11 protein-coding genes are annotated in these 12,939 nt (G+C 60.6%); 3 read left to right on the plus strand and 8 right to left on the minus strand.

Features of this window, described 5'->3' with window-relative positions; translation table 11 throughout:
* Positions 1–33: 33 nt before the first annotated feature.
* The 3 genes from WI754_RS12485 to lptF are packed head-to-tail and all read right to left on the minus strand — an operon-like array spanning position 34 to position 4,624.
* Positions 34–2,367 (minus strand): LPS-assembly protein LptD, encoded by a 2,334-nt coding sequence (locus tag WI754_RS12485; RefSeq protein ID WP_349433739.1) that lies wholly within the window; start codon positions 2,365–2,367, stop codon positions 34–36.
* A complete protein-coding gene (gene lptG, locus WI754_RS12490) occupies positions 2,367–3,452 on the minus strand; it encodes an LPS export ABC transporter permease LptG (protein ID WP_349433740.1) in 1,086 nt (361 codons plus the stop codon). The genes WI754_RS12485 and lptG overlap by 1 nt, the downstream gene beginning before the upstream one ends.
* Positions 3,449–4,624 (minus strand): LPS export ABC transporter permease LptF, encoded by a 1,176-nt coding sequence (gene lptF / locus WI754_RS12495; protein WP_349433741.1) that lies wholly within the window; start codon positions 4,622–4,624, stop codon positions 3,449–3,451. The genes lptG and lptF overlap by 4 nt, the downstream gene beginning before the upstream one ends.
* A gap of 317 nt (positions 4,625–4,941) precedes the next feature.
* Between lptF and WI754_RS12500 the strand changes: the two genes are divergently transcribed.
* A complete protein-coding gene (locus WI754_RS12500; protein WP_349433742.1) occupies positions 4,942–6,438 on the plus strand; it encodes a leucyl aminopeptidase in 1,497 nt (498 codons plus the stop codon).
* A gap of 8 nt (positions 6,439–6,446) precedes the next feature.
* Positions 6,447–6,896, plus strand: coding sequence for a DNA polymerase III subunit chi (locus tag WI754_RS12505; RefSeq protein WP_349433744.1), 450 nt, complete (start codon positions 6,447–6,449; stop codon positions 6,894–6,896).
* A gap of 105 nt (positions 6,897–7,001) precedes the next feature.
* On the opposite strand, the gene WI754_RS12510 is transcribed toward WI754_RS12505, so the two are convergent.
* Both WI754_RS12510 and WI754_RS12515 read right to left on the minus strand, forming a co-directional pair.
* Positions 7,002–7,529 carry a hypothetical protein gene (locus WI754_RS12510; RefSeq protein ID WP_349433745.1) on the minus strand — a complete coding sequence of 176 codons (528 nt, stop codon included), beginning with the start codon at positions 7,527–7,529 and terminating at the stop codon, positions 7,002–7,004.
* Positions 7,530–7,630: 101 nt separating this feature from the next.
* The gene (locus WI754_RS12515) at positions 7,631–8,557 is read right to left on the minus strand and encodes a Gfo/Idh/MocA family oxidoreductase (RefSeq protein WP_349433746.1); all 927 of its coding nucleotides are present in this window, start codon (positions 8,555–8,557) and stop codon (positions 7,631–7,633) included.
* Positions 8,558–8,716: 159 nt separating this feature from the next.
* Between WI754_RS12515 and WI754_RS12520 the strand changes: the two genes are divergently transcribed.
* Positions 8,717–9,559, plus strand: a complete 843-nt coding sequence (locus WI754_RS12520; protein WP_349433747.1) for a GNAT family N-acetyltransferase — start codon at positions 8,717–8,719, stop codon at positions 9,557–9,559.
* Between the two features lie 12 nt (positions 9,560–9,571).
* Here the strand turns inward: WI754_RS12520 and WI754_RS12525 are convergent, their stop codons facing one another.
* The 3 genes from WI754_RS12525 to WI754_RS12535 form a co-directional block, all read right to left on the minus strand.
* Positions 9,572–9,724, minus strand: coding sequence for a hypothetical protein (locus WI754_RS12525; RefSeq protein ID WP_349433748.1), 153 nt, complete (start codon positions 9,722–9,724; stop codon positions 9,572–9,574).
* 172 nt (positions 9,725–9,896) lie between these two features.
* Entirely contained in the window at positions 9,897–11,786 is a 1,890-nt protein-coding gene (locus tag WI754_RS12530) for an ABC-F family ATP-binding cassette domain-containing protein (protein WP_349433749.1), read from the minus strand.
* A 58-nt stretch (positions 11,787–11,844) separates the two neighbouring features.
* Positions 11,845–12,924, minus strand: a complete 1,080-nt coding sequence (locus WI754_RS12535; RefSeq protein WP_349433750.1) for a GGDEF domain-containing protein — start codon at positions 12,922–12,924, stop codon at positions 11,845–11,847.
* Between the last annotated feature and the right edge of the window lie 15 nt (positions 12,925–12,939).

Consider the following 12,939-nt stretch of genomic DNA (forward strand, 5'->3'; position numbering starts at 1 on the left):
GGCTGCCGCGCAACGTAAGCAGTGCTGCGCGGCTCAGTTCAGGTCGTCGAAGTCCGCGTCGCCGACGTTGATGTCGCCCAATGTGCGGAAGCTGATGCGGGCGCCGATCGACCAGTCGTTGGCGACCGTCTGATCGGTATCGCGCTCTTCCTTGTAGACCAGGGAGAAGATCGTGTCGCGGTCGTCATAGGTGATGCCGATGCCGTTGCGGGTCACGACGTTGCTGTTCAGGTCGTAGGTGACCGAGCCGAAGACCGACCAGTAGTCATGGAACTTGTATGCCGCCGCCGTCTGGATCTCGTCCTGGTCGCTGGTCGAACCGTAAAGCGGTTGCGCCTGGATGCTGGTGTAGGTCAGCGCGGTCTGCCAGAAGATGCCCTGGTAGCCGACCGTTGCATCGGCGCGTCGCAGATCGAAATTGCTCTCGTCGAAGCGGCCGCTCAGGCTTGTCGTGATGCCGGAGGGGGCATCGATGCCGACCATCGCGACATAATCGGACCGGTCTGTTTCCAGGCCGGAATCCGAACCGGCCTTGACCAGGTCGTCCGTCGCGAACGAGTTCAGGCCGCCCAGATGGAAGGACTGGCCGGCGATGGCGCGCAGCGCATAGCCATTGCCGAGCGCGCCCGTGTAACGGAAACCGAGATTGGCCCGTGTGCCGCCCTCGATGCGATCGTAGCCGGAGAACTTGTCGCGGTCGAACAACGTGGTCGCATCGAAGACGAAGCTCTGTGCGTCTTCGTTCGGCAGACCGCCGGCATATTCCTCGTCGGGGCGGACAAAGACCTGAGCGATCGGCTCGATGATGTGGCTGCTGTAGTCGGTCGTCAAAAGAAAGGGGTAGCGAACGTCGATACCGGCCGTCAGCATGCGGCGGGTGGCTGCGTCGTCATCATAAAAATTGCCCGTATAATCGGGGCCTGGATCGGTCATGTTCAATCCGAGGACGTCGCCGCGCGCCGCCAGGATCGGCGACAGCGACAGGCCGCCCGGAACGATGAAGTTGCGCTTCCATTCCACTTCCGCGGAGAGCCGGTGAGACGTGCCTTCAAGACCGCGGAACCGATTGACCACGCCGGGTACTTCAAGTTCATCCTCGCGGTTGCGCTTGACGTTGGTCAGGTTGAAATCGGCGGTCAGTTCGCCGCCAAGCACCGGCTGAGGTGCAGTGTAGGAATAGTCCAGCACCTGCGCGACGGCCTGCTTGTTTTCGGCAAGGCTGTCCGTGTCGGCATCCTGAATGTCGAAGTAGAAGGCGCGCGCGTCGAAGTAATTGCGCTTGCCGAGACCGGTCAGATAGACCTGGTTCGTATAGGTCGTTCCGTCGAAGGTCGAAAGCTCATAGGTCTTGGCGAAGTTGTTGTCGCTCTGCACCAGCACGTTCCAGCCGAACGTCCAACGCGGATTGATCTCGAATTTGGCCTTTGAGGCGACCATGCCGCGGGCTGTTTCCTGCGCATCGACGGTGCCGTCGGTGAAACTGTCGCGGTCCATCTGGCTGATGCCGGCCATGCTGAGGATATGTTCGCCGTTTTCGAAGCGCTGACGGAACTCGCCTTCGAGCAGGAAACCCTGGCGCGTCAAGCCGGTCGCAGTGACGGTCGCGTCCATGTAGGGCGAAATCGCCCAATAATAGGGAATGCCGACGCCGGCGCCGAGTTTCTGCGTGTATCTGAATTTCGGAAACAGGAAGCCGCTTTTGCGCTTCACCGTATGGTCCGGAACCTCAAGGACGGGCAGGTAAAGAATCGGCTTGCCGAACAGTTCGAACTTGGCATTCTCCATGCGAACGGTATGGGTCTTGCCGTTCTGGACGATGCGCTGCGCCTTGACGTGCCAGAGCGAGCGATGGTCCGGATTGGTCGCGCAAGGCGTGCAGGCGGTATAGACGGCATTGTTGAGGATCATCTCCTCGCCGTTGCGCCGCTCGCCGGTGACCGCGGCCAGCTTCGTGAGGTCTGTCGTCTCAAGCCGCATCGTTTCGATGAAGCCATCGGCGAAATTGTCGGTCACATCCATCTTGTCGGCGTAGATCTTGTTGCCGCCGGGTTCGATGAGTTCGATCTCGCCGGTCGCAATGATGCGCCCGGTCTTCTGGCTGTATTCGACCTGCTGGGCGACCATCTGGTAGCCGCCATAATTGATCTGCACGGCACCGCGCACGATCACGCGCTCCGCATCCTGATTGTAGACGAGCTCGTTCGCCGACAGAAGCATCTTGGCGTCTTCGGGGAGCTTCGGCTGAAGCTGATCGATATTGGTTTCTTGCGCCCAAGCGGGCGCGATCGGGGTAAACGCCTGGAACGCAACGCCGGAAAGCAGAATGGCCGTGAGCAGCCTTGTATATTTGCGGTTGCTTGCCGCCACTAGCCATCCTCCTCATGCAATAGAATCGTCGAGCCCAGCGCCATCGCTACAACAACTGGCAACCAGGCTGCAACGAACGGAGGCACAATGCCGCTGCTCCCGAATGCTTTGACAAGCACGGTGACGACATAAAGCACGAAGCCCGACAGGATTCCACCGAGAATTACCGGCCTCGATTGGTTAAACCGGCTAAATTTCAGGGAGACGCTTGCAGCGATCAAAGTCATTGCGACCAGAAGCAGCGGAAGCGAAAGCATGGAATGGAATTGGGTTTCCATGCCGTTGGTCGGCAAGCCGAAGGATTTCGCCACCTCGATCTTGCGCCGCAAGTCAAAAAACTGAATGGAATCAGCCTTTGTCAGCGTTTCCTGGACGAATTCCGGCTTCAGGTGCGTCGGCAGCTGTGCCGTCGCGACACGGCGCGGCAGTTGCCCGTTGCGCGTTTCCGTCACACCGTTAAGAAGCCAGTAACCATCTTCCAGTTTTGCCGTTGCGGCATCCTGTCTCGAAACGATCGTGCCGAGCGGATCGAAATGGAGCACCGTGACGTTGACCAGCGTCTTGCCCTCGTCCTGAACGGAGCGGGCGCCGATGATCGTATCGTCATTTCCGTAGATCTGTCGCAGCCACGGGATGGAGATCGCCGATCGGGCCGCGGATGAGCTTCCCCATTCCGCTTCCAGCGCTTCCGCCTGTTTCGTACCCCAGGCGGCGATCGGATTGAGTGTGACGACCGCCAGTATGCCGAACAGGAATGCGCCAATGACGAAGGGTTGCAAGAATTGCCAGACGGAAATGCCGGCAGCGCGTGTCACCACCAGCTCATAGCGGCGGTTGAGCGAGATCAGTGCCGCCATGCCGGAAAACAGCGCGACGAAGGGAACGGTCTGCTGCAGGATCATCGGAATACGGAACGTCGTCATCAACAGGGCGCCTGTCACCGAGTATCGCGGCAATTGTGACATCCGGTTCGAAAGCTCGCTGAAATCGATGATGAAGATCAGCGCGAAAATGCCGGCGAGGAACCAGAAGGTCGTCACCGCATAGCGCCTGAAGAAATAACGTCCGAGTGTGGTGAATATCATGCGGACTGGTTCCCGTCGGATGCGCGCGCGACCTTGGCGAGGCGCAGGCGAACCAGGATCTCGTTGAGTTTCTGCTCCCAGGTCAGCGGGATTTCAAGCCGCTTGTTGCCCACCAACTGACGGATCGACAGGTAGCCGGTCGCGAGCGGGATCAGATACATGATCGGAACGAAGGCGCGCGATTCTTCCGCGCTGTTGGCAGCGTAGAAGGTTGCCCAGCGGATGAAAAGACAGGTTAAGAGAGCGGTAATCATCGGATGCACGCGGGCTTCGCGGTGCGTCCGGGCATCACTGCTGACGACCAGCGCGATCAGGGCGAACAGCAGCGGAAACGTCCACTCGGTGAAGCGACGGTGCAGTTCCGCCGAGAACGACATCGGATTCCTCTCATAGACCGGGTCCTTCGGATCCGGATTGAGGAGGAAAAGCAGATCCCGGTCCTTCGCGCGGATTGTCGCTTCGCCCGCCATCTTGCTCAGATCCGTGAGGTCGAAGGCATAGGAATCGAACTTGATGATCGAGACATTGCTGTCCGGAAGCTTGCGATGCACCTCGCCATCCTTCATCACCAGCGCCGAGCCGTTTTCGTCCACCGCACCTTCGCGGGCGTAATAGACCAGCTCATAGGCCGGATTGCGCGAATCGGCGACGAAAATCCCGTGCAGAACGCCGCCGCTGCGGCGCGAGGCGACCTGGACATAAAGGCCGTCGGCAATCTTGCGGAAGGTGTTTTCCTGGACCACGGATGACAGCAGATCGGCATGCGCGGTGGCGATCATCTTGCGCACCGCCATGCGCGAATAGGGTTCGACGAAATTATCGACCGCAAAGGACAGGACGCTGAGCGCAATGCCGAGGTAGAGGACCGGCCGGATGATCGTCATGCGCGAGCTTCCGGCGGCATTCAGGACGGTGAGCTCCGAATCGGCGTTCATCGCCGTCAGCGTCTGTGCCACGCCGATGACCAGGGCGAAGGGCAGGATGAGCGGAATGATTGATGGCAGGATGAGCGTTGCGAGCCGCAGGAAGGCGAGGATAGACTGGCCGCTGTCCGTCACCAGGTTGACGCTGGCGAGCGCCTGCGTCGTCCAGACGATCGCCATCAGCGGCAGGAGCGTGGCAAGGAACATGCCCGTTGCCCGCCTCAGGATATAGCGCTCGATCAATTTCATGCCCGGTCCTGGCTTATCTTCCTGCCGCTCAACCGGTCTTGCGCCGGTATGCACTGGGCGGGACCCCGTGTCCCTGTTGCGCTGATCGAGCTGGTTTGCAAGTTTTTCACGACAATCAAATTGTAAAAGGGCAGGGCTAATGCACGGCAAAGAATGACAGTTAACAGCATGTAAACATACACTCGCGTCTTGCCAAGGCCATCAAAACGAAGAACGGTGTACGGACCTGTTTCCGGGCTTGCGGTTGATGGCGAATGTTTGCCACTGTAACCGCGATGTAACAATTGCGGCTGCCTGCGACCTTCTGGAGTGTCTTCATGTCGATGAAATTTGAAATCGGTTTCAGCAAATCAGCACGTTTGTCCGGTGGTCTGGCTATCCTGCTCAAGACTGTTGACGGAAAAGAGGCGGCTGGCGCTGCAGAAACCGATCCCGAGGCAATTATTGCCAAGGCTGCGCGGATCGCGAAGTTCAAGGCCAAGTCGTTGAGCACGCTCGATATCGTTGCACCGCAGGGATCGCCGGTCGATCGCATCGTGGTTCTCGGGCTCGGCGACGGCACCGGTCTTTCCGCGCATGATTGGCTGAAGGCGGGCGGTGCCGCGGCCTCGAAAATCCGCGGCGCAGAGAAAGTGACAGTTTTCCTCGATGCGCCGGGCGTGGAGGTTTCCGGCAAGGCAGGTGCCGATTTTGCGCTCGGCATGGAGATGAACGCCTACAGCTTCGATACCTACAAGACGACGAAGAAGGACGATGACGAGCAGAAAGGACCGCCAAAGCCTGTGAAAGTGACCATTGTCACCGGCGCGGTCATTGCAGCCAAGAAGGCGGCGGCCAATTCCCAGGCGATCGCCGAAGGCGTTTTCATCGCCCGCAACCTCGTCAACGAACCGGCGAACGTGCTTGGGCCGGTCGAGTTCGCGGCCAAGGCAAAGGAACTCGAAAAGCTTGGCGTCGAGGTCGAGATCCTCACCGAGCGCGAAATGAAGAAGCTCGGCATGGGCGCGCTGCTTGGCGTGGCACAAGGCTCCGTGCGTCCGCCGCGGCTTGCGGTCATGCAGTGGAAAGGTGGAAAACCGAAAGACCGACCGGTCGCCTTCGTCGGCAAGGGGGTCGTCTTCGATTCGGGCGGCATTTCGATCAAGCCCGGCGCCGGCATGGAGGACATGAAGGGCGACATGGGCGGCGCTGCCGCCGTCACCGGCGTGATGCACGTGCTGGCGACGCGCAAGGCCAAGGCGAATGTCGTCGGCATCATCGGCCTTGTGGAAAACATGCCCGATGGCAATGCCCAGCGCCCGGGCGACATCGTCACCTCGATGTCCGGCCAGACGATCGAGATCATCAACACCGATGCCGAAGGCCGGCTCGTTCTGTGCGACGCGCTGTGGTACTGCAACGACCGCTTCAAGCCGCAGTTCATGATCAATCTGGCGACGCTGACCGGCGCCGTCATGGTGGCGCTCGGCAGCCATCATGCCGGCCTGTTCACCAATGACGACAAGCTTGCAGGACAACTGACGGCCGCGGGGCTGACCACGCAGGAACGGCTGTGGCGCCTGCCGCTCGGCAAGGAATACGACAAGATGATCGACAGCAAGTTCGCCGACATGAAGAACACCGGCGGCCGCTATGCCGGCTCGATCACCGCCGCGCAGTTCCTGAAGCGTTTCGTCAAGGATACGCCCTGGGCCCATCTCGACATCGCCGGCACCGCCATGGGCTCGCCAACCGACGAGGTCAACCAATCCTGGGCCTCGGGCTTCGGCGTACGCCTGCTGGATGAGCTTGTCCGCGCGAATTACGAGGGCTGATCTCACCCGTGACGGATATCCTGTTCTACCACCTGACCGAATCCAAGCTCGAAGATGCGCTTCCGCCGCTACTCGACAAGAGCGTCGAGCGCGGCTGGCGAGTCGTCGTGCAGACGGCGGACGAGGAGCGGCGCGACATGCTCGACACACATCTGTGGACCTATCGCGACGACAGTTTTCTGCCGCATGGAACCGATGCGGCGGACTTCGCAGCGGATCAGCCGATCCTTTTGACGGCGGGTGAGGGCAATGAGAACGGCGCCACCGTCCGCTTCCTCGTCGACGGCGCCGAACCGCCGCCGGTCAGCGGCTACGAGCGCGTGGTTTTCATGTTCGACGGTTACGACCAGGCGCAGCTGGAAGGCGCGCGGGCGCACTGGAAGGCGCTGAAGGGCGAGGGGCATGCGCTGACCTACTGGCAGCAGAACCAGGACGGGCGGTGGGTGAAGAAGGCGTGAAGTATTTTACGGAATCTTTTTGCCGGAAAACAGAAGTGGAAAACAGCGCCTGCCATACTGTCATGCACGAGTTTGCCATCGATCGACAGCTTGGCGCCGCCCCATCTATAGCTCTAAATTATTGTCGGAGACTGTGACGAGTGTCCCGACAAAGGCATTTGCTCGATAGGAATCGACATTAAGATAATAATAGTCGTCGCCCGTGCGTGGAAAACCGAATTTCATAGTATGACTTGGGTATTCTGAGGCAGGATCATCGGCGTCAGTGGAGTAGCAGAGCAGCAGCGGCTTTTTTATATTATTGCTTATTAGGTAACGGCCGAAATAGTCGCATGCCGAAAAATATATCTGGATGTAATAGATCATCTCAAAGCCAAGGTCTGGAGCGTCATCTTCGAGATGAACCTTGTTCAGGAAGGTCTCAATTGAAAACGGGTCCTTGTAGGTTTCGAGAGCTAGGCCAATTTGCTTATCCGTTGCTTCTTGGGGGCCTAAAAAATATTCACCGTGGAATGTCGCGTTGCAAATCCAATCGTTCAGAGACTTGGGGATGACAGCGCTTGCGCAGCCCGGCCCTGCGCTGAGAATCGCTTTGGCCCTTTCATTCAGAACGTGTTTGATTTGCACATGCAATATACGCATCCCTTTGCGTTGCGCTCGCCCTTAGTCACAATCATCAGTTCTACGACCGGCAAAGTATGACACTTCGCTGGCCGTAGAACCCCAACTTCAAATCAATCGAAAAACGCGTCCACGAACTTCCTCCGTCCCAGCATAAACGCATCGGCCACATGCCGCAGTGGCGAGAGATCAACATCCGATTTGCCGGCCGTGATGATCTCGGCGAAGCGGGCGTAGAGCGCCGGATATTCCTGCTCCGGCTCGTCGTGAACGAGTTTGCCGTCGATCGACAGCTTGGCGCCGCCTTCGGCGAGCGTCATGGTGCCAGCGTCGGTTTCGGCAATGATGTCCCAGCTCTGGTGGCCGGTCTGGCGCCAGTCGAATTCGGCGGAGACGGGCAGGTTGTTGGCGTCGGTAAAGGCGATCGAGGCGGCGATCGGAGCATCGCGGTTTTCCGGGAATTCGAGCGTCGCTGCGGTGATGAACAGCGGGTTCGGCAGGATGTGCGTGACGATCGACAGCGCATTGATGCCCGGATCGAAGACGCCGAGGCCGCCGGCCTGCCAGATCCAGTCCTGGTTCGGATGCCAGTGGCGCACGTCTTCCTTCCAGATCACCTGGACGCTGTTGATCTTCGTCGAGGCGAGGAAGGACTTGGCGGCTTCGACGCCCGGCGCATAGCGCGAATGCCAGCTCGCAAACAGCGACAGGCCCTTGGCGGCGGCCAACGCTTCGAGATCGGCCACCTCGCTCAGCGTCGCGCCCGGTGGCTTTTCGAGAAACACGTGTTTTCCAGCTTCGAGCGCCACGCGCGCCGCCTGATAGCGGAACTGCGGCGGCATGCAGAGCGAAACCGCGTCGATTGCCGGCACGGCGTCGAGCATCGCCTCGATCGACTTGAAATTGTCGATGCCGTCGACGACGCCATGGCGGCTGGCGGCGGCGATCAGCTTGTAGTCTGCATTCTTGGCGATGGCGGGGAGATGCTGGTCGCGGACGATCTTGCCGACGCCGACGATCGAGATGTTGATGGGGCTCATGGTGTTTCGCTCGATTTGTATGACTTTATGGACGGCTTTGTAGCAGAAAGCGAAAAGCGGGCAAGCGTTGCCGTGGCGTAGATATTCGTTGCTGCCGGTGGTGGACAATAGCAAAGCCGCCCTATTTGGATAAGGCTGCAATTCCAAACAGGAGCCGCCATGCCCCCGATCATTCGAAAAGCCAGCCGCGCCGATCTGGATATTCTCATCGACTGGGCCGCACGGGAAGGGTGGAATCCCGGTCTCGACGATGCAGCCGCTTTCTGGGCGGCGGACCCGGAAGGCTTTTGGATCGCCGAGGAAGACGGCGTCGTCGCAGCAGCGCTTTCCTTGGTCCGCTATGATGCGGCCTATGCCTTTCTCGGTTTCTACATGGCGCACCCGGACTATCGCGGCCAGGGCATCGGCTTTGCCCTCTGGCAGAGGGCGATATCGGAAGCGGGAAACCGCACGATCGGGCTCGATGGCGTGGTGGCGCAGCAGGACAACTACCGCAAATCCGGTTTCGTCTATGCGCATGCCAATTTCCGCTACGGCGGCGAGGTTCAATGCGTCGAGCCTCCGGGCACGGAACTGGTTTCCGTCTCCCCGGTGCATGTGCCGATGCTGGTTGACTATGATGCACGGTTCTGCCCGGCCCGGCGGGATGCCTTCCTGCGCGAATGGCTGAAGCCGCTTTCGACGCGCGAGAGCTTTGCGCTGATCAGAAACGCCGAGGTTCTGGGCTACGGTACCATTCGCGCCTGCCGTGAGGGCCACAAGATCGGGCCGCTGTTTGCCGACGCGGAAACCGGCGCGGACCTCATCTTCCGTAAACTGGTGACGAGCGTCGGCGGTGGCCAGATCTATCTCGATATCCCCGAGCCGAACGCCGCTGCACGAGCGCTGTGCGATCGCTACAATCTGAAACCGGTGTTCGAGACGGCGCGGATGTATCGCGGCCCAGTGCCGGACCTGCCGCTCGGACAGATCTACGGCATCACCACGTTCGAGCTTGGATAACGACAGCGGGTATCAGGCCCAGGGGAACAGATTGTGCTGTCCGCCGATGATCAGGACGCTGGCAAAGACGCTGATCACCAGCAGCACGACGAGCACCCAGAACAGCCGGCCGGACGCCGGAGCGTCATCTACGAAAACCGGCTCCTTGTTGCGCAACGCGTTCATCGCGTGCCGGGGATTTCCCCATTTGACGCGCCGGAACCGGAAGGCATTTTGGGTTTCGTGTTTCATGAAGAGCGAATATAAGGCCCGATTTTAAACGAGACTTTAAACGCTCTGTTAAAAGTTTAGGCTTTGCTTGTGGATGGGCGCGTTTCCCGAATGAGAGACGGCGGGATCACCCCGCCATCGCCTCTTCGTACTCGGTCGACAGGTCCATCCATTGTTCTTCCGCCTTGGCGAGCTTGGCCATGATCTCGGCGCGCTCCTTCACCTTGGCCGCAGCCTTGGCAGGGAATTTTTCGTAGATCTCCTGGTCTTCAAGTTCCTTGTCGAGGGCGTGAATCTGTTTGTGCAGTTTGCCGGTGAAGGATTCGATATCGTTGATCTTTTTCTTGAGCGGCGCGAAGGCTGCCCGTTTGTCGGCATTGGCCTTGCGCTGCTCTGCCTTGGAGCGGTTGTCATCTGAGCCGTTGCCCTTGTCCTTGTTCCCCTTGCCGCGCGAACTCTGGACGATGGTGTTGCGGTAGTCCTCGAGGTCGCCATCGTAATTGGTGACGGTGCCGTCCTTGACCAGCCAGAGGCGGTCAACGGTCGCCTCGATCAGGTGGCGATCGTGCGAGATCAGGATGACCGCGCCCTCATACTCGTTCAGAGCCTCGATCAGCGCGTTGCGGCTGTCGATGTCGAGATGGTTGGTCGGCTCGTCGAGGATGAGCAGGTTCGGCGCCTCGAAGGCGGCAAGGCCCATCAGAAGGCGGGCCTTCTCGCCGCCGGAAAGATCCTTGGCGGCGGTTTCCATCTTTTCGGTCGCAAGCCCCATCTGGGCGACGCGGGCGCGCACCTTGGCTTCGGGCGCGTCCAGCATCAGCGGCCGAACGTGCTGGACGGCCGTCTCGGCCGGCCTGAGGTCGTCGAGTTGATGCTGGGCGAAGAAGCCGATCTTCAGATTGGGTGCCACGCGGATATCGCCGCTTTCGGCGGAAAGCCGGCCGGAGATGAATTTCGCGAAGGTCGACTTGCCGTTGCCGTTCGAGCCGAGCAGTGCGATGCGGTCGTCATTGTCGATGCGCAGGTTGAGGCCCTTGAGGATCGGTTTGCCCGGCGTATAGCCGACGGCGCCGCCGGTGATCGCGACGATCGGCGAGGCCGGCTGCTTCTCGGGCTTGGGAAAGCGGATCGGCTGGACGTGGTCCTCGATGACGGCCGAAACCGTGCCCATGCGTTCCAGCGCCTTGACGCGGCTCTGCGCCTGGCGGGCCTTCGAGGCCTTGGCCTTGAAGCGATCGATGAAGGACTGCAGATGTTTGCGCGCCGCGTCGTTCTTGGCCTTTGCCTTGGTCTGCAGTTCGATCGCTTCGGCGCGCTGGCGCTCGAACTGATCGTAGGTGCCGCGATAGAAGGTCAGTTTCTTCTGATCGAGATGGACGATCGAATTGACCGCCATGTTCAGCATGTCACGGTCATGGCTGATGATGATGACCGTGTGCGGATAGCGGCGGACATAATCCTCGAGCCAGAGCGTGCCCTCGAGATCGAGATAGTTGGTCGGCTCGTCGAGGAGCAGCAGGTCGGGCTCGGAGAACAGGACTGCCGCGAGCGCGACGCGCATGCGCCAGCCGCCGGAAAAGCTCGATGCCGGCCGCAACTGTGCTTCCGCGTCGAAACCGAGGCCGGACAGGATGCTGGCGGCCCGTGCCTCGGCCGAATGGGAATCGATGTCCGTCAGGCGCGTGTGGATTTCGGCGATCCGGTGCGGATCGGACGCGGTTTCGGCCTCCGTGAGCAGCGCCTCGCGTTCCTTGTCGGCCTTGAGCACGATCTCGATCAGCGGCTCTTCGGTGCCCGGCGCTTCCTGCGCCACCTGGCCGATGCGGGTGTTCTTCGGTATCGAAACGAAGCCGCTCTCGCTTTCCATGTCGCCGGTGATGATCCGAAACAGCGTCGACTTGCCGGCGCCATTCTTGCCGACGAGGCCAGCCTTCGTGCCCGCCGGAAGCGCCACGCTCGTATGATCGATGAGGAGACGCCCGGCGATGCGGGCGGAGAGGTCGTTGATCGTAATCATGGCGGCGTTTTGGCCGAAGTCTTGGCCGAAGGCAAGAGTTCGCCGCAGCGCAATAGGCTCAAGCGGCGTGCGGCGAGTAGGTTTTCTTCCCGCGGCCGCCGATCGCGGCCGAAAAGACGAGAACGCCGGGCTTGCCACAGGCACGCACGGCGCCAAGCGCAAGCTCGGCCTGGGTGAACAGATCAGCGCCGCTGGATGCGGTCAACGCCATGGCGATGCCGGTGGAGAGGGACAGCGTTTCCGACGTGAACGTGCGGTTCGGCAGCGCGATCTGCACGACCTCGACGGAGGCGCGGATGCGCTGCGCGATCGCCTCGGCATTGTCGGCGCTGACGTCATGGAACACGAAGGCGAATTCGTCCGCGCCGATGCGGGCGACAAAGTCGTTCTTCTTGACCGATTTGCGGAACACCGGCGCCAGTTTCTTCAAGGCCTTCTCGGCAGTGGCCGCACCGTGGCTCTCACCGAGGTCGCGCAGCCCCTCGACAGTCACCAGCGCCAGAGCCGCGGGGCCGCTGGCGTTGCCGTCGTCATACAACGCCGCGAGCTTGGCGGAAAAGGCGACCCTGTTGGCAAGGCCGGTCACCGGGTCGCGGGTCGAAGCCTTGCGCATGGCCTCGATATCGCTGCCGATGCCGCCGAGTTGGGCGACCGTTTCGCCCATCGAGATGGCGAAAGCCCGCTCCTCCCGCTCGAAGGTGGTGACGGCATCGCGCAATCTGCCGGCGTCATTGGCGAAATCCGACATTCCGGCGACGGGATCGGTTTCGAGGCGGCCGATGAAATGGCGCAGCAGCGCGGCAAAGGCTTCCTTCTTGGCGATGCTGTTTTTCAGCCCGTGATTGAGGGCCGAAATGGCCCGGGCGGTGTCGGCGCGGATCGTATCCGTGGCGACCGCGGCAAAGCCGGGGAGGTGATATTTGACGCCGATCTCTTCGATCCGGCTCTGGGACGGGTGAGAACCAAGTGCAGCGACATCCCGTGTGAGCGCTTGATTCTGGCCGGACAGGGCTTCGAAAAACAGCTCGTAATTGCGCGGAAACGGGGCAACGCCGAGCTTCGACATGGTCTGCGCGACCTTCAGCAGCACGGCGGCATTTTGCGCAAGATGGCCGTCCTGCCGGGATTTGTCCGCCATTTCCTCAATCCTCAC

Origin of the sequence: Pararhizobium sp. A13 (assembly GCF_040126305.1) — a bacterium.
Taxonomy (GTDB): Bacteria; Pseudomonadota; Alphaproteobacteria; order Rhizobiales; family Rhizobiaceae; genus Pararhizobium.

What these genes read in the sequence shown, in the direction of transcription:
- lptG (WP_349433740.1), bottom strand. Translation starts at nt 3,452, where the DNA reads ATGATATTCACCACACTCGGACGTTATTTCTTCAGGCGCTATGCGGTG.
- lptF (WP_349433741.1), bottom strand. Translation starts at nt 4,624, where the DNA reads ATGAAATTGATCGAGCGCTATATCCTGAGGCGGGCAACGGGCATGTTC.
- WI754_RS12500 (WP_349433742.1), top strand. Translation starts at nt 4,942, where the DNA reads ATGTCGATGAAATTTGAAATCGGTTTCAGCAAATCAGCACGTTTGTCC.
- WI754_RS12515 (WP_349433746.1), bottom strand. Translation starts at nt 8,557, where the DNA reads ATGAGCCCCATCAACATCTCGATCGTCGGCGTCGGCAAGATCGTCCGC.
- WI754_RS12520 (WP_349433747.1), top strand. Translation starts at nt 8,717, where the DNA reads ATGCCCCCGATCATTCGAAAAGCCAGCCGCGCCGATCTGGATATTCTC.
- WI754_RS12525 (WP_349433748.1), bottom strand. Translation starts at nt 9,724, where the DNA reads ATGAACGCGTTGCGCAACAAGGAGCCGGTTTTCGTAGATGACGCTCCG.
- WI754_RS12530 (WP_349433749.1), bottom strand. Translation starts at nt 11,786, where the DNA reads ATGATTACGATCAACGACCTCTCCGCCCGCATCGCCGGGCGTCTCCTC.
- WI754_RS12535 (WP_349433750.1), bottom strand. Translation starts at nt 12,924, where the DNA reads ATGGCGGACAAATCCCGGCAGGACGGCCATCTTGCGCAAAATGCCGCC.